Below are 17995 nucleotides of genomic sequence, written 5' to 3'. Positions count from 1 at the left end.
GCCGCAAGCTCGCGCGGTCCCGCGAGCACGCCAGTGAGCTCATCGCCGCGCGCAGGGTGACCGTCGCGGGTGCGGTCGCGACGAAGCCCGCCACGGGTGTCACGACCGACGTCGCGATCGTCGTGAGAGAGGATCCTGAGCGTCCCGACTACGTATCCCGCGGTGGCCACAAGCTGGCCGGCGCGCTGGCCGCCTTCGCGCCGTTGGGACTGAGCGTCGCCGGACGACGCTGTCTCGACGCTGGAGCGTCCACCGGTGGGTTCACCGACGTGCTCCTGCGCCATGGCGCGAGACAGGTCGTCGCCGTCGACGTCGGCTACGGCCAGCTCGCCTGGCGACTCCAGCAGGATCCCCGCGTCGTGGTCCATGACCGCACGAACGTGCGTGAGGTGAGCCTCGACCTCATCGGTGAGCCCGTCGACGTGGTGGTGGGCGATCTGTCCTTCATCTCTCTCGAGCTCGTGCTCGACGCACTGCTCGGCGTGACGGTCGCGGACGGTGACCTCGCACTGATGGTGAAGCCGCAGTTCGAGGTGGGCAAGGACCGGGTCGGCAAGGGCGGCGTGGTCCGCGAGCCCGCGCTGCGCGCCGAGGCGGTCAACAGCGTGGCGGCGGGGGCTGCTGCGCGTGGCTGGGGCGCGCGGGCCGTGACGACCAGCCCGCTGCCCGGGCCGTCGGGGAACGTCGAGTTCTTCCTCTGGCTCCGGCGGGGTCCGGCGACGGTCACGGCCGAGGAGATCGAGCGCGCGGTCATCGACACCGTCGGCCTGGCGGGCGGCAGCGACAGCACCGTCGGTGACGTCTGAGAGGCTGGGCACCGTGAGCGAGCCACAACTCCACCACACCGACCCGGTGGCCCCGCGCGGAGAGCGCCGGGTCCTCATGCTCACCCACACCGGCCGCGACGAGGCGCGGGAGGTGGCGATGGCCTGCGCCAAGTCGCTCACCGACCACGGGATCGTGGTCAGGATGCTGGCGACCGAGGCCACCGACCTCGGTGTCGAGCCGGCGGCGTACGACCCGCCGATCGAGCTGGTCACGGAGGAGAAGAGCCCGGGCGCCGGCTGCGAGCTCGCCCTGGTCATCGGCGGCGACGGCACGATCCTGCGTGCCGCTGAGCTCACCCATGTCGACGGGACGCCGGTGCTCGGCGTCAACCTGGGCCATGTCGGCTTCCTCGCGGAGGCGGAGTATGACGACGTCGAGTCGACGATCGAGGCGATCGTCCACCGACGTTACGTCGCCGAAGATCGCCTGACCCTCGACGTGCGTGTGTTCCGTGACGGTGAGGAGGTGTTCCGGACCTTCGCCGTCAACGAGGCGAGCGTCGAGAAGGCGGCGCGCGAGCGGATGCTCGAGGTCGTCGTCGAGATCGACGGACGGCCGCTCTCCCGGTGGGGCTGCGACGGCGTCGTCTGCGCGACACCGACGGGGTCGACGGCCTACAACTTCAGCGCGGGCGGTCCCGTGGTGTGGCCCGGGGTGGAGGCGCTGCTCATGGTCCCGATCAGCGCCCATGCGCTCTTCGCCCGGCCGATGGTCGTCGCGCCCACCTCGGTGCTCGCGGTCGAGGTGATCGACCGGACCGACGGTCTCGGCGTGCTCTGGTGCGACGGCCGGCGGTCGTTCGACCTGCCGCCGGGCGCCCGCATCGAGGTCACGCGCGGTGCGTCGCCCGTCCGGCTCGTCCGCCTCCACCAGGCGCCGTTCACCGATCGGCTGGTGCGCAAGTTCGGGCTGCCGGTCGGCGGTTGGCGCGGTGCGGCCGAGCGACGCCGTGGAAGCGGAGGCACGCGTGCTTGAGGAGATCCGGATCTCGGGCCTCGGCGTCATCGACTCCTCGACCCTCGAGCTCGGCCCGGGTCTCACCGTGATCACCGGCGAGACCGGGGCAGGCAAGACGATGATCGTGACCGCTCTCGGGCTGCTGCTCGGTGGCCGGGCGGACGCCGGCGCCGTCCGCAAGGGACAGAAGAGCGCGCGCGTCGAGGGAGTCGTCGACGCGCGCCGTCTGGAGTCGTTCGCCGGCGGCGTGGAGGAGGTCGGTGGTGAGATCGAGGACGGCCGCGTCCTGCTGGCGCGCTCGGTCGCCGCAGAAGGCCGCTCACGGGCGTTCGTCGGCGGTGCGTCCGTGCCGATCACGACCCTCGGCGAGCTCAGCGCCCCGCTGGTGGCCGTCCACGGGCAGTCCGACCAGCACCGGCTCCTCCAGCAGCGTGCGCAGCGAGACGCGCTGGACCGGTTCGGTGGCGCGCAGGTGCAGCGCCTGCGCGCGGCGTACGTCGCGACGTACGACCGGCTGCAGGCCACGGAGCAGGAGCTCGCCGAGGTGAGCGGCTCGCTTCACGAGCGCGCCCGCGAAGCGGACCTGCTGCGGTTCGGCCTGGGCGAGATCGAGGCGGTGGCGCCCCAGCCGGGTGAGGACGAGGCCCTCGCCGCGGAGGAGAGCCGGCTCGGCTTCGCCGACACGCTGCGTACGGCGGCGGAGCAGGCGCGCGAGTCACTCTCCGCCGAGCACGGCGGTCCGGATGCTCTCGGCGCCGCCGCTGCGGCGCGCCGCTTGCTGGACGGCGTCCGGGAGCACGACAGCGAGGCCGGTGAGCTCGCCGACCGGCTCGCCGAGGTGACCTACCTGCTCTCCGACGTCGCGGCAGACGTCGCGTCCTACGCCACCGGGATCGACACCGACCCGGCCCGCCTTGCCACGGTGTCCGAGCGGCGCGCGGCCCTCACCGGGCTGACGAGGAAGTACGGCGACACGATCGATGACGTCCTGGCCTGGTCGGAGCACGCTGCCCGCCGGCTGCTCGAGCTCGACGGGGCCGACGACCGGATCGACCAGCTGCGCGCCGAGCGCGCGCAGCTGCGTGCCGCGCTGACCGAGCAGGCCGCGGGCCTCTCCCAGGCCCGTCAGGCCGCGGCCGACGAGCTCGGCCGGCTCGTGACCGCGGAGCTCGGGGGTCTTTCGATGCCGCACGCGAGGCTCACCGTGGATGTGCGACAGCGTGCCGCGCAGGCGCCGGCATCGGTGGAGTCGCCGCACGCGCCGATCGAGGTGGCGGGGCACTGGGTCCGCTATGGCTCGTCCGGGATCGACGAGGTCGAGCTGCTGCTCGCGGCCAACACCGGCTCCGAGCCCCGTCCGCTCGGGAAGGGCGCCTCCGGCGGGGAGCTCTCCCGAGTGATGTTGGCGATCGAGGTCGTGCTCGCGGCCACGAGCCCCGTGCCGACCTTCGTCTTCGACGAGGTCGACGCCGGTGTCGGCGGGACGGCGGCCGTCGAGATCGGGCGGCGGTTGGCGCGGCTGGCGCGGTCGGCCCAGGTCCTGGTCGTGACCCACCTGCCTCAGGTCGCGGCGTACGCCGACACGCACGTGGCGGTGGAGAAGAGCAGCGACGGGTCGATCACCAGCTCCGGCCTCACCGTGCTCGACGACGAGGGCCGCGAGCGTGAGCTCTCCCGGATGCTTGCCGGCCTGACCGAGTCGGACACCGCGCTGGCGCACGCCCGCGAGCTGCTCGACGTCGCCCGCGCTGCCCGCGACGAGGCCTGACGGCGCTCCGGCCGGCGTCCGCGAGCGGGCCGGCCGTGTCCGACACACCGCGTCCGTGCTCCCGGGCCCGACCCGGCCCCGATGTGAAGATGGACGGGCCATGAGATTCCCGACCCGCCAGATCCCCACCGTGCTCCCCGGCGTGCGCGGCACCTTGCGCGCAGAGCGTCCGACGCGGGCCCTGCTGCCTCGATTGCGCTCCGGCGACGTCGCGGTCATCGACCACACCGACCTGGACCGCAACACCGCCCAGGCGATGATCGACGCCGGTGTGGTGGCCGTCGTCAACGTCCAGCCGATGGTCTCGGGCCGCTACCCGAACCGCGGGCCGGAGATGCTGGCCGAGGCCGGCGTGGCGATGGTCGACTCGATCGGCGAGGGCGGCTACAGCTGCCTCGCCGACGGGCGCCGTGTGCGCGTCCACGAAGGGCAGATCTACGACGGCGAGCAGCGCCTCACCGAAGGCCGCGAGGTCGGCGTCGAGACCATTCGAGAGGAGATGGAACGGGCCCGCGAGGGCCTGGGCGCGCAGCTCGAGACCTTCACCCACAACAGCAGCGAGCTGCTCCGTCGCGAGCAGGACGTCCTGCTGCACCGCGCCGGGGTGCCGCGGCTCGACACCCCGCTCGAGGGCCGACCCGTCATCGTCGTGGTCGCGGCGCCCGACGCCGCGGCCCAGCTGCGCGGCCTGCGCTCGTTCGTGAAGGACCAGCACCCGGTCATCGTGGCCGTCGGTACGGCGGTCGCGACGGTGCTGGAGGAGGGACTCAAGCCCCACGTGGTCGTCGTCGGCGACGACAGCGAGGCGCTCCCGGCGAGCAAGGGGCTGCGCGCCGCCCGCGACGTCGTCGTCGCCCCGGGAACGCGCTCCGGGGAGAGCGCGGTCCAGGCCTTGGAGCGGATGGGCATCGACTCGTCGCGCTTCGTCTCGACGATCGCGCCTGAGGACGCCGCGCTGCTGATCGTCCATGCCCACCACCCGCGTCTGGTGGTGGGCGTCGGCGTGAGCGCGACGCTGACGGACTTCCTGGAGCACCAGCGTCCCGGGCTCGCCAGCACCTATCTCACCCGGCTCGCGCTCGGGCCCGAGCTGGTCGACGCAGCCAGCGTTCCGACCCTCTACTCCGGCCGTGTCAAGCGACGCGACCTGCTGCTCGCTCTCGTCCTCTGCGTCATCGTCGTCGCCGCCGCGATCGCGACCACCGACGTGGGCCAGGGGTGGGCGCACGACCTGTGGCACTCGCTGACGGACCTGGCGGACTCCTCGGGCAGCCAGGCGGCAGGCGGTGCCGCATGATCCGGCGCAACCTGATCGCGGTCGTGGCGGCCTGTGGCGCGCTCGCCGTGGGGATCGCGCTCGGTGGGGGGCCGCTGAGCGACCTCGGCCATGCGGAGCCCGAGCCGTCGTCCGCGCCCTCCCAGGCGCCGGCCGACGTCCGCGCGCAGGCGACCCGTGGAGAGGACTTCGCGGAGGCGGTCGCCCCCGGGCTCCTCGCCGGCCGCCTCTCCGGCCAGCGGATCACCGTCTGGGCCATGCCCGGCGCGGATCCCGCCACGGTCACGGCGCTCGAGGACCGGGTCAAGGCCGCCGGCGGCGTCGTGGGGGAGTCGGTCGAGCTGCGCGCAGCCGCCGTCGACCCCGGTCGCAAAACCTTCGCCGACACGCTCGGGCGTCAGCTGGCGAAGCAGTTCGGCTCCCGGGTCGACAGCGGTCTGGCGACGTACGAGCGGCTCGGGCAGGTCATCGGTGCGACGTACGCCGCCCACGTCCGGGTGGGGTCCTCGACCGCGGAGCAGGTGACGGCCTCGAAGACGCTGGTCGCCGGCAAGCTGGTGAAGACCGGTCACGACGACGGCCCCGGCACGCTCGCCGTGCTCGTGCTCGGCGACCACGTCGACGAGACCGTGCTCACCGGGTTCGTCTCGGGCCTGAGCCGCGCGGTCAACGGGCTCGTCGTGACCGGCGACACGGCGTCGGCCGGCGGGGATCTCGCCGTGCTGCGGCACGAGAAGAGCCAGCCGGCGTTCGGAACGGTCGACGGCAGCGACACGACGATCGGGCGTGTGGCCACCGTCCTCGCCCTCGCCCGTCAGACGCACCAGCGCGGCGGCAGCTTCGGCGCGCCCGGTTTCGGGGGAATCGCGAATTCGGGCTAGGATTGAGGTCCATGAAGTCGGGCGCTCCTACGAAGCACATCTTTGTCACGGGGGGCGTAGCCTCCTCTCTCGGGAAGGGCCTGACGGCCTCCAGTCTCGGTCGTCTTCTGCGCTCGCGCGGCCTGCGCGTGACCATGCAGAAGCTCGACCCGTACCTCAACGTCGACCCCGGGACGATGAACCCGTTCCAGCACGGTGAGGTCTTCGTCACCAACGACGGCGCCGAGACGGATCTGGACATCGGCCACTACGAGCGGTTCCTCGACACCGACCTGTCGGCCAACGCCAACGTGACGACCGGACAGGTCTACGCACAAGTGATCGCCAAGGAGCGGCGCGGCGACTACCTCGGGGAGACGGTGCAGGTCATCCCGCACATCACCAACGAGATCGCCGACCGGATGACGGCGATGCACGGGCCCGACGTGGACGTCTGCATCACCGAGATCGGCGGGACCGTCGGCGACATCGAGTCGCTGCCGTTCCTCGAGGCCGCGCGCCAGGTCCGCCAGCGTGTCGGTCGCGACAACGTCTTCTTCGTCCACGTCTCCCTCGTGCCCTACATCGGGCCGTCGAAGGAGCTGAAGACGAAGCCGACGCAGCACTCCGTGATGGCGCTGCGCCAGATCGGCATCCAGCCCGACGCGATCGTGTGCCGGGCCGACCGCGACCTGCCTCAGGGGATCAAGGCCAAGATCGCGCTCATGTGCGACGTGGACGACGAGGCCGTCATCACCTGCGCCGACGCGCCCTCGATCTACGACATCCCCAAGGTCCTCCACCGCGAGGGCCTGGACGCCTACGTCGTACGCCGGCTCGACCTGCCGTTCCGCGACGTCGACTGGACGCTCTGGGACGACCTGCTCCGCCGGGTGCACCACCCGAAGGAGGAGGTCACGGTCGCGCTGGTCGGGAAGTACATCGACCTCCCCGACGCCTACCTCTCGGTGGCCGAGGCGCTGCGTGCCGGCGGCTTCGGCAACGAGGCGAAGGTCAACCTGCGCTGGATCCCGTCCGACGACTGCGAGACGCCGGAGGGCGCGGCCAGGAATCTGCACGACGTCGACGCGGTCTGCGTCCCCGGCGGCTTCGGCATCCGCGGGCTCGAGGGCAAGCTCGGGGCGCTCACCTACACGCGCGAGCACGGCATCCCCACGCTCGGGCTCTGCCTCGGCCTGCAGTGCATGGTCATCGAGTATTCCCGCCGGGTGCTCGGCCTGGAGAAGGCCGACTCGACGGAGTTCGACCCGGACACGCCGGAGCCGGTCATCGCCACGATGGCCGAGCAGCTCGCGTTCGTCGAGGGGGCGGGCGACCTCGGCGGCACGATGCGGCTCGGGCTCTACCCGGCTCAGCTGACGAAGGGCTCGATCGCCGCGGAGGTGTACGGCGAGACGCTCATCCAGGAGCGCCACCGTCACCGCTACGAGGTCAACAACAGCTACCGCGAGCAGCTCGAGGGGGCCGGGCTGGTCTTCTCGGGCCTCTCGCCGGACAACGAGCTCGTGGAGTTCGTCGAGCTGCCGCGCGAGGTGCACCCGTACTACATCGCCACCCAGGCGCACCCCGAGCTGCGGTCTCGGCCGACCCGCCCGCACCCACTGTTCAAGGGCCTGGTCGCGGCGGCGATCGCGCGACAGCGCGAGCAGCGGTTCCCGATCGACGAGTCGAAGCTCCGCCGCGAGCCCGAGGACGTCCTCGCGCCGGAGGTCGTCGCGCCCGAGGTCGTCGCCGACGAGGCGTGAACCCTATCGCTCCGCTCGTGATGGCGCGTGGAGCCGGCGAGTGCCACCCCGGTCCCGGCGGGTGGTGCTCGCCGGTAGCCTCGCCACATGTCCGACATCGCTCCTGCCCAAGGCCACTGGGACGCTGACGAGAGCTGGCCGGTGGTCGAGTCGACCGACCTGCACCGTGACGGCTGGGTGATGGCGCTGCGCGCCGACCGGATCACCCGTCCCGAGGGAGGGGAGCCGTTCCGCCGATTGGTGCTCGAGCATCCCGGCGCGGCGGTGGTCCTGGCGATCGATGACGAGGAACGGGTGCTCTGCCTGCGGCAGTACCGCCATCCCGCGCAGCGCCGGTTCGTGGAGCTGCCCGCCGGCCTCATCGACGCCGACGGCGAGGACCCGCTCGACGTCGCGCGTCGCGAGCTCCAGGAGGAGGCGGCCTACGTCGCGTCCGACTGGCGGCCGCTGGCGACGGCGTACTCCTCGCCCGGGATCTCGGCGGAGCTCATCTCCTACTTTCTGGCGCGCGGGCTCACCGAGACCGACCGCGGCGGCTTCGAGCTCGAGCACGAGGAGGCCGACATGGAGATCCTCTGGATCCCGGTCGACGAGCTCGTCGACGCGGTCCTGGACGGCAGGGCGCGCGACGCGCCGCTGGCGGTCGCGGTCCTGGCGTACGACGCGCTGCGTCGACGGGAGCGGATCTGACGGCTGGGCCCTCAGCTGGATCTGGTCGCCGCGGGCCACGGGCGGCATAGACTCGCGAGACCGCCGTACCCCGGCGTACACGACCAGATCGCGGTGATCCACCACCCCAGAGGAGCACGATGAAGATCGGCGTACCCAAGGAAGTCAAGAACCACGAGTACCGCGTGGCCATCACGCCGATCGGCGTACACGAGCTCGCGTCTCACGGTCACGAGGTGTTCGTCCAGCAGGGCGCGGGCGCGGGGTCGCAGATCCCGGACGAGGAGTACGTCGCCGCCGGCGCGAAGATCATCCCCGACGCCGACGAGACCTGGGGCGCGGCCGACCTCGTGCTCAAGGTGAAGGAGCCGGTCGCGGAGGAGTACCACCGGCTCCGCGACGGGCTCACGCTCTTCACCTACCTTCACCTGGCCGCCGACAAGCCGCTGACCGAGGAGCTCCTGGCCCGGAAGGTGACCGGCATCGCCTACGAGACCGTCCAGCTGCCGACCGGGGCGCTGCCGCTGCTCTACCCGATGTCGGAGGTGGCCGGCTGTCTGGCGCCCCAGGTGGGGGCCTACAACCTGATGAAGGCGCAGGGCGGCCGCGGGGTCCTCATGGGTGGCGTGGGCGGCGTCGCCAATGCCAAGGTCGTCATCATCGGCGCGGGCGTCTCGGGGCAGAACGCCGCCAACATCGCCCTGGGCATGGGCGCCGACGTCACGTTGCTCGACACCGACCTGGACAAGCTGCGGATGTCGTTCTGGCGCTACAGCAACCAGGTCCACGGCCTGGCCTCCTCCAAGCTCGTGCTCGAGGAGCAGGTCCTGCAGGCCGACATGGTGATCGGCGCGGTGCTCATCCCGGGCGCGGCCGCGCCCAAGCTGGTCTCCCACGACCTCGTCGCGGCGATGAAGCCGGGCTCGGTGCTCGTCGACATCGCGATCGACCAGGGCGGCTGCTTCGAGGACTCGCACGCCACGACGCACGACGCCCCGACCTACCGGGTGCACGAGTCGACGTTCTACTGCGTCGCCAACATGCCCGGCGCGGTCCCGAACACCTCGACCTACGCGCTCACCAACGCCACCCTGCCCTACACGGTCGCGCTCGCGAACAAGGGCTGGCAGCACGCCCTGCGCGAAGACGCCGCCCTGGCCAAGGGGCTCAACACCCATGCTGGGCAGCTCACCAACGCACCGGTGGGCACCGCCGTCGGCATCGCCGCGGTGGCGCCGGAGAGCGTGCTCGGCTAGGTGAATCCTGCAGCGGTGACGGGGACCGGCACGAGCTCGATCGGGCGCGCGGTCAGGACCTACCTCGACCACCTCTCGGTCGAGCGCGGCCTGGCGGCGAACACGCTGGCGTCCTACCGGCGCGACCTGCGGCGGTACGCCGAGTTCCTCGGGTCCGTCGGCATCGACGACCTCGACGCGGTGACGGAGGCGACCGTCACGGAGTTCCTCGTGCGACTGCGCGAGGGCGATCCCGGCTGGGAGGCGACCGGCGGACATCCGCCACTGAGCAGTACCTCGGCGGCGCGGACCGTGGTCGCCGTACGCGGCTTCCACAAGTTCGCCGTCGCCGACGGGCTGGCGCAGACCGATCCGGCCGGAGGAGTGAAGCCGCCCAGGCCGGCCAAGCGGCTCCCGAAGGCGCTCCCGCTGGCCGACGTCGAGGCGATCCTCGACGCGGCCGGGGCGCCGGGCACGATGCTCGCGCTCCGCGACCGCGCGCTGCTCGAGGTGCTCTATGGCACCGGTGCGCGGATCTCCGAGGCGGTGGGGCTCGACGTGGACGACCTCGACCCCGTCGAGGGCACCGTGCTCCTGCACGGCAAGGGCGGCAAGGAGCGGATCGTGCCGGTCGGCTCCTACGCCCAACAGGCGGTCGAGGCGTATCTCACCCGGGCGCGGCCCGGGCTCCTCGCGGAGGGCTCGGCGAAGGGCTCGGCGAAGGGCTCGGTCGGCGGCGCGCTCTTCCTCAACGCGCGAGGCGGCCGGCTCTCCCGGCAGTCCGCATGGGCGGTGCTCGTGAAGGCCGCCGAGCGGGCTGGGGTCACCCGTGACGTCTCGCCCCACACGCTCCGGCACTCCTTCGCGACCCACCTGCTCGACGGGGGCGCCGACGTACGCGTCGTGCAGGAGTTGCTGGGCCACGCGTCGGTAACGACGACCCAGATCTATACCCTGGTGACGGTGGACAACCTGCGTGAGGTCTTCGCGACCGCCCATCCGAGGGCCCGATGACGGTGACAGCCGGCCCGGTGGGCGCCGCCGGTGGCTGGGTGCCGCCGGTCGGGTCCTCGCCCGACGAGGTGTACGACGCGGTCTCGACCTGGGCGGCGGGTCGCGGGCTGGAGCTCTATCCGCACCAGGACGAGGCCCTCATCGAGCTGCTCGGCGGGGCGAACGTCATCCTCGCGACCCCGACCGGGTCGGGGAAGTCGCTCGTCGCCGCGGGGGCTCATGCCGCCGCCCTCGCCGACGACCGGGTGAGCTTCTACACCGCGCCGATCAAGGCGCTGGTGAGCGAGAAGTTCTTCGACCTGTGCGAGACGTTCGGTGCCGACAACGTCGGCATGCTGACCGGGGACGCCGCGGTGAACGCGGACGCCCCCATCATCTGCTGCACGGCCGAGGTCCTGGCCAACATCGCGCTGCGCGAGGGCAAGGACGCCGATGTCGGGCTGGTCATCATGGACGAGTTCCACTACTACGGCGAGCCGGACCGCGGCTGGGCCTGGCAGGTGCCGCTGCTGGAGCTGCCGCAGGCGCAGTTCCTGCTGATGTCGGCCACCCTGGGCGACACGACGGAGCTCGCCCGCGACCTGAGCCGTCGCAACGGCCGGCCCACGGCGCTCGTCGACCAGGCGGAACGCCCCGTCCCGCTCACCTTCACCTGGGCGATGACCCCGCTCGCCGACACCCTCGAGGAACTCGTCACCACCGGCCAGGCACCCGTCTACGTCGTCCACTTCACCCAGGCCGCGGCGGTCGAGCACGCCACCTCGCTGCTCAAGGCGGGCTGGATCGGCCCGGGCGGGCCGGACGGCAAGGAGGAGATCGCGCGAAGGCTGGCGTCGGTGCGCTTCGCGGCCGGCTTCGGCAAGACCCTCGCGAAGCTCCTCCGCAAGGGCATCGGCGTCCACCACGCCGGCATGCTCCCGCGCTACCGGCGCCTTGTCGAGCAGCTGGCGCAGCTGGGCCTCCTGACCGTCATCTGCGGCACCGACACGCTCGGCGTCGGCATCAACGTCCCCATCCGGACGGTCCTCTTCACCGGCCTGGCGAAGTTCGACGGGCGGCGTCAGCGGGTGCTGCGCACGCGCGAGTTCCTCCAGATCGCCGGCCGCGCGGGGCGCGCCGGCTTCGACACCGCCGGCTACGTCGTCGTGCAGGCGCCCGAGCACGTCATCGAGAACGAGAAGGCCAAGGCGAAGGCCGAGGAGCGCCGGGCGGCCGGCAAGAAGAACGCGAAGGCCCAGCTGAAGAAGCCGCCGGAGGGCACCGTCGTGTGGACCGAGGCGACGTTCACCAAGCTGGTCGAGGGGCGTCCGGAGCCCCTCGGGTCGCGGATGAAGGTCGACAACGCGATGATCCTCAACGTCGTCGCGCGCACCGAGGACGCCTTCCCGGTCATGCGGCGGCTCATGCTCGACAACCACGAGGAGCGCCGCCAGCAGCTCCGTCTCGCGCGCCGCGCGCTGCGGCTGGCCCGCTCCCTGGTCCGCTCCGGCATCCTGACCCGCCTGAGCGAGCCGGACGAGCTCGGCCGCCGCTATGTCCTCACCGAGGAGCTGCCCGCGGACTTCGCGCTCAACCAGCCGCTGGCCCACTTCGCGCTCGCGGCCCTCGACACGCTCGACCCCGAGTCTCCCGAGCACACCGTCGAGATCGTCTCGGTCGTCGAGTCCGTGCTCGAGGCGCCCCGCCAGATCCTGATGGCGCAGCAGTTCGAGGCGCGTGGGAAGGCCGTCGAGGAGATGAAGGCCGACGGCATCGAGTACGACGAGCGGATGGCGCTCCTCGAGGACATCACCTGGCCACAGCCGCTCGCCGAGCGCCTGCGCGCGCTCTACGAGGTCTACCGGCGGTCGCACCCGTGGCTCCCGGAGGACGCGCTCGACCCGAAGTCCGTCGTACGCGAGATGTATGAGCAGGGCATGACGTTCACCGACGTCGTAGGCCGCTACCACCTTGCCCGCTCGGAGGGGCTGGTGCTGCGCTACCTGACCGACGCCTACCGGACGTTCGTCCACACCGTGCCCGAGCAGCACCGCACGCCCGAGCTCGACGACCTCGTCGAGTGGCTGGGCGAGACGGTCCGTCAGACCGACTCCTCGCTGCTGGACGAGTGGGAGGCGCTGAGCGACCCCGACCACGTCCGTGCCGATGCGGTGACGAGCTACATCGGCCACCACGAGCCCCCGCCGAACCCGCGGCCGATCTCGCAGCAGGCGCGGGCGTTCGAGGTCATGGTCCGCAACGCGATGTGGGCGCGGGTCGACGCCGTCTCGCGGGACGACCTGGACGCGCTCATGGCCCTCGAGCGAGCGGCGGCGGACCGGGTGGACCCGCCTCGCGAGGTGGTCATGAAGCGGTCGGCGTGGGACGAGGCGCTGGAGGCCTACTACGCCGAGCACGACTCCGTGGGCACCGGCGCCGACGCGCGCTCGCCGAAGCTGCTGTCCTGGGAGGCGGCGACCGACGTGCCTGCCGGCGCCGACCCCGACGGGCCGCCCGCACGGGTCCGGCGCATCACCCAGACGATCGACGACCCGGCCGGCGATCACGACTGGGTGATCGAGGCGATCGCCGACCTGGACGCGTCCGATGAGGCCGGCGAGCTCGTCCTCGCGGCGGTCGCGATGAGGAGGCTGTGATGGCGTCCGGCGGCGCAGCCACCGTTCTTGTCGTGGTCGACCTGCAGGTCGGCGTCCTCGCGACCTGCTGGGACGCGGAGGGCGTCGTACGACGGACTGCCGCGCTCGTGGAGCGAGCACGGAGCGAGGACGTGCCGGTCGTGTGGGTCCAGCACGAAGAGCCCGGACTGGCACGGGACACGCCGGGGTGGCGACTCCCACCTGAGCTGGTGCCCGCTCGGGGGGAGCCACGCGTGTTCAAGGAGTACCGCGACGTCTTCGCCGGCGACACCGGGTTCGCCGCACTGCTCCAGGAGATCGGCGCATCCCGCCTGCTCATCGTCGGCGCCCAGTCCGACTACTGCGTCCGAACCGCCGCGCAGACCGCGGCGGCGTCGGGCTACGCAGTGACGCTGGTAAGCGACTGCCACACCACGGAGGACACCGAGTGGGACGGAGTCGCGATCACCGGCGAGCAGATCGTCGCGCACACCAACCGCTACTTCGCGGGACTGCGTTATCCCGGGCTCGAGATTGGTGTCGCGACGCACGACGCGGTCGCCTGGGGGTGAGGCGCACCGGTGTGGCGGCTCGCCGATATGGCAGGGACGAGAGATGTGCGCGCATTTCGGCCATCACCGCCTGCCGCGGCGGGTCACGGTCGTGACGCCCACTAGGCTCGCCCCATGAGCGACATCGAGGTGAAGAACAACCCGGCACACCACCGCTACGAGGCTCTCGTGGACGGGAAGGTCGCCGGGTTCGCGGTCTACGGGCTCACCGACAGCGCGATCGTCTTCCTCCACACCGAGGTCGGCGACGAGTACGCCGGCCAGGGTGTCGGCAGCGCGCTTGCCCGCGGCGCGCTGGACGACGTCCGTGCGGACGGTCGCCGCGACGTGGTCCCGCTCTGCCCGTTCATCAAGGGCTGGCTGGACAAGCACCCGGACTACCAGGACCTCGTTCACCGGAAGAACTGAGGCCGCGCCCGACGCGCGTCGCCCTCGTCGCTGCCGCGTCGGCATCTATCCACAGTCTTCTGCACAACCGTGGGTCGGCCTGTGCACTCAACCGTGCCGTCGTGCACATGCCCTCAACAGATTTCGTTCCGTGCCTGGGGGAAACGACCCCCGCCTTGTGGCTCGGTTTCGGGCGGTTCTACAGTCGCCCGAAGCCGGGCCACATGTCGTCGTGTCGACTTATGTCCCGGAACGAGGCCGAGGGGGACGCGAATGAGTGACGGAGCCGACATGTCCGGTGGGACCGGCGGCGCGGCCGCACCCGAGATCCCACCCGCCGCCCACCGCCCAGCCCCGTCGTCGATCCCTCATCTGGAGAGTGAGCACCACGTGACCCTGCCCTTCGACACCCCGGTGCGGGCCCCGGAGCTCGGCCCGACCGGGCGCCCGATGCCGGTGATCCCGGAGCCGAAGCCTGTGGCCCACCACGGACCGGCGCGGGTCGTGGCGATGTGCAACCAGAAGGGCGGGGTCGGGAAGACCACGACGACGATCAACCTCGGCGCCGCGCTCGCGGAGTACGGCCGGAAGGTGCTGCTGGTCGACTTCGACCCGCAGGGGTCGCTCTCGGTCGGTCTGGGGCTCAATCCCCACGAGATGGACCTCACGATCTACAACCTCCTGATGGAGCGCGATGTGGCGCTCGACGAGGTCGTCGTCGAGTCGGGGATCGAGGGCGTCGACCTCCTGCCGGCCAACATCGACCTCTCCGCCGCCGAGGTCCAGCTCGTGCACGAGGTCGCGCGCGAACAGACGCTCCAGCGTGTCATCAAGCCCGCGCTGGCGTCGTACGACGTCATCCTCATCGACTGCCAGCCCTCGCTGGGTCTGCTGACGGTCAACGCCCTGACCGCCTCCGACGGCGTGATCGTGCCGCTCGAGTGCGAGTACTTCGCGCTGCGCGGGGTCGCGCTGCTCAAGACGACGATCGACAAGGTCCAGGAGCGGCTCAACCCCGACCTCGAGGTCGACGGCGTCCTCGGCACGATGTACGACGGCCGCACCCTCCACAGTCGCGAGGTGATGGAGCGGCTCGTGCAGGCCTGGGGCGACACGGTCTTCCACACCGTCATCCGGCGCACGGTGAAGTTCTCCGACTCGACGGTCGCGGGCGAGCCGATCACCGAGTACGCCTCGTCGAGCCCCGGCGCCGAGTCCTACCGCCAGCTGGCGAGGGAGGTGCTCGCCCGGTGGCAGCACGACGCGTGAGGCTGCCGGCCGCCGACGACCTCTTCCGCCCCACCGCAGCGCCCGGCGGCGACGACGCCGCGGAGACCGGCTCGGCCCGCCCGAGGCGGCGGGTCCGTGCGGTCCCCGAGGTGCCGCAGGCACCGGCGAGCGCCGGCGCCGCGCAGGACGCCGCGGAGTCGGCGAAGACGGCCGGCAACCGTCGCTCGAGCGGCCGGGTGCGCCACGACGAGAAGATGACGGTCTACATCACCTCCGAGGAGCTGCTCGAGCTCGAGCACGCGCGACTCTCGATGCGGCGCAACCACGGCCTCGCCGTCGACCGCGGCCGCCTGGTCCGGGAGGCGATCGCGATCGCCCTCGCCGACCTCGAGACCCATGGTGAGGAGAGCGCGCTGGTCCGCCGGCTCGCCGGGGAGTGACGATGACGGGGGCCTCGCCGGACGCGACGGAGCCGAGGGTGACGTCTGAGTCGACGGGCGCGGCCGAAGGCGGTGGGTTCGCCGTGCGCCTCGACAACTTCGAGGGCCCCTTCGACCTGCTGCTGAGCCTCATCGCCAAGCACAAGCTCGACATCACCGAGGTCTCGTTGGCCACGGTGTGCGACGAGTTCATCGCCCACGTCAAGGCGGGTGGCGAGGTCTGGGACCTCGAGCAGACCTCGTCGTTCCTGCTGGTGGCGGCCACGCTGCTCGACCTCAAGGCCGCCCGGCTGCTGCCACAGGGCGATGTCGAGGACGAGGAGGACCTCGCGCTGCTCGAGGCCCGCGACCTGCTCTTCGCTCGGCTGCTGCAGTACAAGGCCTTCAAGCAGGTCGCCGCCGTCTTCGAGCAGCGGCTGGCGAGGGAAGGGCTGCGGCATCCGCGCGCCGTGGGCATGGAGCCGCGCTTCGCGACGCTGCTGCCGGAGGTCCTCATCGGGATCGGGCTCGAGCAGTTCGCCCAGCTCGCCGCGAAGGCGATGGCGCCGAAGCCGGGTCCGCCCGAGGTCTCACTGAGCCACATCCACGCGCCGACGGTGAGCGTGCGGGAGCAGGCGGCGATCGTAGTCGACCGGCTCCGCCGGTCGGGGACGCTCACCTTCCGCGCGCTGTGCGGTGACGCACCCGACACGCTCACCACGGTCGCTCGGTTCCTCTCGCTGCTCGAGCTGTTCCGGGAGGGCGCGGTGGCGTTCGACCAGATGACGCCGCTGGGCGAGCTGACCGTCCGCTGGACCGGCGAGGACGACACCGACGTGGACCAGCTGATCCAGGACGAGTTCGAGGGGCAGTCGGTCGCCCCCGGTGGTGAGGGAGAGAGCGATGAGCGAGCAGGTGACTGAGCAGCAGCAGGACGACGAGCCGCGGGAGGAGACCCTCGCCGTACGCCGGGCGGAGCTGCGGCCGGCGCTGGAGGCCGTGCTCATGGTCGCCGACGAACCGCTCGCCCCCGCATCGCTCGCGAGCGCGGTCGGGCACCCGGTCGACGCGGTGGTGGCGGCGCTGACGGACCTCGCCGCGGACTACACCGAGCAGGGCCGGGGCTTCGAGCTGCGGAGCGTGGCCGGGGGCTGGCGCTACTACACCCGGGAGGAGTACGCCGCCGTCGTCGAGGGGTTCGTGCTCGAGGGCCAGCAGGCGCGTCTGACCCAGGCCGCCCTCGAGACGCTCGCGGTGGTGGCCTACAAGCAGCCGGTCAGCCGGGCCCGCGTCTCCGCCATCCGTGGGGTCAACGTCGACGGCGTGATGCGCACGCTGCTGACCCGCGGGCTGGTCGAGGAGGCCGGGCAGGACGCCGAGACCGGCGCCAACCTCTACCGCACGACCGGCTACTTCCTCGAGCGGATCGGCGTCACCTCCCTCGACGACCTCCCCGAGTTGGCGCCGTACCTGCCGGAGATGGACGATCTGGAGGACGAGCTGAGCGAGATGGTGGCCTCCGCGCCGCCGAGCCCGACCGGGCAGACCTCCGCCGTCCCCGACGACGCCTCCGGCGAGGAGGCACCAGCCCAGGAGGACACCGGTGAGTGACGACCCCACCCGCGAGCTGCCGCTCGACGACGAGGGACTGATCCGGCTGCAGAAGCTGCTCGCGCTCGCGGGCGTCGCCTCCCGGCGCCGCAGCGAGGAGCTCATGCTCGCCGAGCAGGTCGAGGTCAACGGGGAGGTCGTCACGCGGCTCGGCACCAAGGTCGACCCCACGCGCGACGTCATCCGGGTGGAGGGTCGCCGCCTGCCCCCGATCTCGGGCAAGGTCTATCTCGCGCTCAACAAGCCGCGAGGCGTGGTATCCACCATGAGCGACCCGGAGGGGCGTCGTACGCTCCAGGACCTCGTCGCCGACCGGCCCGAGCGGCTCTTCCACGTCGGCCGGCTCGACACCGACACCTCGGGCCTCATCCTGCTGACCAACGACGGGGACTTCGCTCACCGGCTGGCGCACCCGTCGTACGAGGTCGACAAGACCTACGTCGCGGAGGTGGCCGGCAAGGTCTACCCGCGGATCCTCAAGCAGCTCCTCGAGGGCGTCACGCTCGAGGACGGGCCGGTGACCGTGACCCGCGCGAGGACGGTGGAGACGTCCGCGCAGAAGTCGATCGTCGAGCTCGTCATCCACGAGGGCCGCAACCGCATCGTGCGGCGCCTCCTCGACCACGTCGGGCATCCCGTCCGACGCCTCACCCGGACGCAGATCGGCCCGGTGAAGCTCGCCGGCATCGCCGCAGGGGACTACCGCGAGCTGACCAACGACGAGCTCGGCGAGCTGCTCGACAGCACCAGCCTCTGACGGCGACCGGGAGGTCGCCCTGCGGCCCGCT

At 71.9% G+C, this 17995-nt stretch carries 17 protein-coding genes; all 17 read left to right on the top strand.

Annotated features, from left to right (window positions below; all coding sequences use genetic code 11):
* Positions 1-806 (top strand): TlyA family RNA methyltransferase (locus AB3X52_RS16240; protein ID WP_367995137.1); only part of this gene is annotated, 806 nt, incomplete at its 5' end.
* 13 nt (positions 807-819) lie between these two features.
* The gene (locus AB3X52_RS16235; RefSeq protein WP_367995136.1) at positions 820-1803 is read left to right on the top strand and encodes an NAD kinase; all 984 of its coding nucleotides are present in this window, start codon (positions 820-822) and stop codon (positions 1801-1803) included.
* Positions 1796-3553: a DNA repair protein RecN gene (gene recN, locus AB3X52_RS16230; RefSeq protein WP_367995135.1), complete on the top strand. Its 1758-nt coding sequence runs from the start codon at positions 1796-1798 to the stop codon at positions 3551-3553. Before AB3X52_RS16235 ends, recN begins: the two co-directional genes overlap by 8 nt.
* Positions 3554-3653: 100 nt before the next feature.
* Positions 3654-4850: a putative cytokinetic ring protein SteA gene (steA, locus tag AB3X52_RS16225; protein WP_367995134.1), complete on the top strand. Its 1197-nt coding sequence runs from the start codon at positions 3654-3656 to the stop codon at positions 4848-4850.
* Complete coding sequence (locus AB3X52_RS16220; protein ID WP_367995133.1) at positions 4847-5710, top strand: copper transporter; 864 nt, start codon at positions 4847-4849, stop codon at positions 5708-5710. Before steA ends, AB3X52_RS16220 begins: the two co-directional genes overlap by 4 nt.
* Positions 5711-5721: 11 nt before the next feature.
* Positions 5722-7455 carry a CTP synthase gene (pyrG, locus tag AB3X52_RS16215; protein WP_367995132.1) on the top strand — a complete coding sequence of 578 codons (1734 nt, stop codon included), beginning with the start codon at positions 5722-5724 and terminating at the stop codon, positions 7453-7455.
* Positions 7456-7542: 87 nt separating this feature from the next.
* A complete protein-coding gene (locus AB3X52_RS16210; RefSeq protein ID WP_367995131.1) occupies positions 7543-8145 on the top strand; it encodes an NUDIX domain-containing protein in 603 nt (200 codons plus the stop codon).
* Positions 8146-8264: 119 nt separating this feature from the next.
* Positions 8265-9380: an alanine dehydrogenase gene (ald, locus tag AB3X52_RS16205; protein ID WP_367995130.1), complete on the top strand. Its 1116-nt coding sequence runs from the start codon at positions 8265-8267 to the stop codon at positions 9378-9380.
* Positions 9381-9395: 15 nt separating this feature from the next.
* A complete protein-coding gene (gene xerD / locus AB3X52_RS16200) occupies positions 9396-10373 on the top strand; it encodes a site-specific tyrosine recombinase XerD (RefSeq protein WP_367995129.1) in 978 nt (325 codons plus the stop codon).
* A complete protein-coding gene (locus AB3X52_RS16195; RefSeq protein ID WP_367995128.1) occupies positions 10370-13009 on the top strand; it encodes a DEAD/DEAH box helicase in 2640 nt (879 codons plus the stop codon). The genes xerD and AB3X52_RS16195 overlap by 4 nt, the downstream gene beginning before the upstream one ends.
* Positions 13009-13560 carry an isochorismatase family protein gene (locus AB3X52_RS16190; RefSeq protein ID WP_367995127.1) on the top strand — a complete coding sequence of 184 codons (552 nt, stop codon included), beginning with the start codon at positions 13009-13011 and terminating at the stop codon, positions 13558-13560. The genes AB3X52_RS16195 and AB3X52_RS16190 overlap by 1 nt, the downstream gene beginning before the upstream one ends.
* Before the next feature lie 114 nt (positions 13561-13674).
* Positions 13675-13968 (top strand): GNAT family N-acetyltransferase, encoded by a 294-nt coding sequence (locus tag AB3X52_RS16185; RefSeq protein ID WP_367995126.1) that lies wholly within the window; start codon positions 13675-13677, stop codon positions 13966-13968.
* A 429-nt stretch (positions 13969-14397) separates the two neighbouring features.
* Positions 14398-15216 (top strand): ParA family protein, encoded by an 819-nt coding sequence (locus AB3X52_RS16180; RefSeq protein WP_437440569.1) that lies wholly within the window; start codon positions 14398-14400, stop codon positions 15214-15216.
* The gene (locus AB3X52_RS16175; RefSeq protein ID WP_367995125.1) at positions 15198-15617 is read left to right on the top strand and encodes a hypothetical protein; all 420 of its coding nucleotides are present in this window, start codon (positions 15198-15200) and stop codon (positions 15615-15617) included. The genes AB3X52_RS16180 and AB3X52_RS16175 overlap by 19 nt, the downstream gene beginning before the upstream one ends.
* Positions 15618-15655: 38 nt before the next feature.
* Positions 15656-16519, top strand: a complete 864-nt coding sequence (locus AB3X52_RS16170; protein ID WP_367995124.1) for a segregation and condensation protein A — start codon at positions 15656-15658, stop codon at positions 16517-16519.
* On the top strand, positions 16500-17207 hold the full coding sequence (gene scpB / locus AB3X52_RS16165) for an SMC-Scp complex subunit ScpB (protein WP_367995123.1): 708 nt from the start codon (positions 16500-16502) through the stop codon (positions 17205-17207). Before AB3X52_RS16170 ends, scpB begins: the two co-directional genes overlap by 20 nt.
* Entirely contained in the window at positions 17200-17964 is a 765-nt protein-coding gene (locus AB3X52_RS16160; RefSeq protein ID WP_367995122.1) for a pseudouridine synthase, read from the top strand. The genes scpB and AB3X52_RS16160 overlap by 8 nt, the downstream gene beginning before the upstream one ends.
* Positions 17965-17995: the final 31 nt, after the last annotated feature.

The organism is Nocardioides eburneus (assembly GCF_040838215.1).
GTDB lineage: Bacteria > Actinomycetota > Actinomycetes > Propionibacteriales > Nocardioidaceae > Nocardioides > Nocardioides eburneus.
This window is presented reverse-complemented; position numbering and strand designations above follow the sequence as displayed.

What these genes read in the sequence shown, in the direction of transcription:
- steA (WP_367995134.1), top strand. Translation starts at nt 3,654, where the DNA reads ATGAGATTCCCGACCCGCCAGATCCCCACCGTGCTCCCCGGCGTGCGC.
- AB3X52_RS16220 (WP_367995133.1), top strand. Translation starts at nt 4,847, where the DNA reads ATGATCCGGCGCAACCTGATCGCGGTCGTGGCGGCCTGTGGCGCGCTC.
- pyrG (WP_367995132.1), top strand. Translation starts at nt 5,722, where the DNA reads ATGAAGTCGGGCGCTCCTACGAAGCACATCTTTGTCACGGGGGGCGTA.
- AB3X52_RS16210 (WP_367995131.1), top strand. Translation starts at nt 7,543, where the DNA reads ATGTCCGACATCGCTCCTGCCCAAGGCCACTGGGACGCTGACGAGAGC.
- ald (WP_367995130.1), top strand. Translation starts at nt 8,265, where the DNA reads ATGAAGATCGGCGTACCCAAGGAAGTCAAGAACCACGAGTACCGCGTG.
- AB3X52_RS16195 (WP_367995128.1), top strand. Translation starts at nt 10,370, where the DNA reads ATGACGGTGACAGCCGGCCCGGTGGGCGCCGCCGGTGGCTGGGTGCCG.
- AB3X52_RS16190 (WP_367995127.1), top strand. Translation starts at nt 13,009, where the DNA reads ATGGCGTCCGGCGGCGCAGCCACCGTTCTTGTCGTGGTCGACCTGCAG.
- AB3X52_RS16185 (WP_367995126.1), top strand. Translation starts at nt 13,675, where the DNA reads ATGAGCGACATCGAGGTGAAGAACAACCCGGCACACCACCGCTACGAG.
- AB3X52_RS16180 (WP_437440569.1), top strand. Translation starts at nt 14,398, where the DNA reads ATGCCGGTGATCCCGGAGCCGAAGCCTGTGGCCCACCACGGACCGGCG.
- scpB (WP_367995123.1), top strand. Translation starts at nt 16,500, where the DNA reads ATGAGCGAGCAGGTGACTGAGCAGCAGCAGGACGACGAGCCGCGGGAG.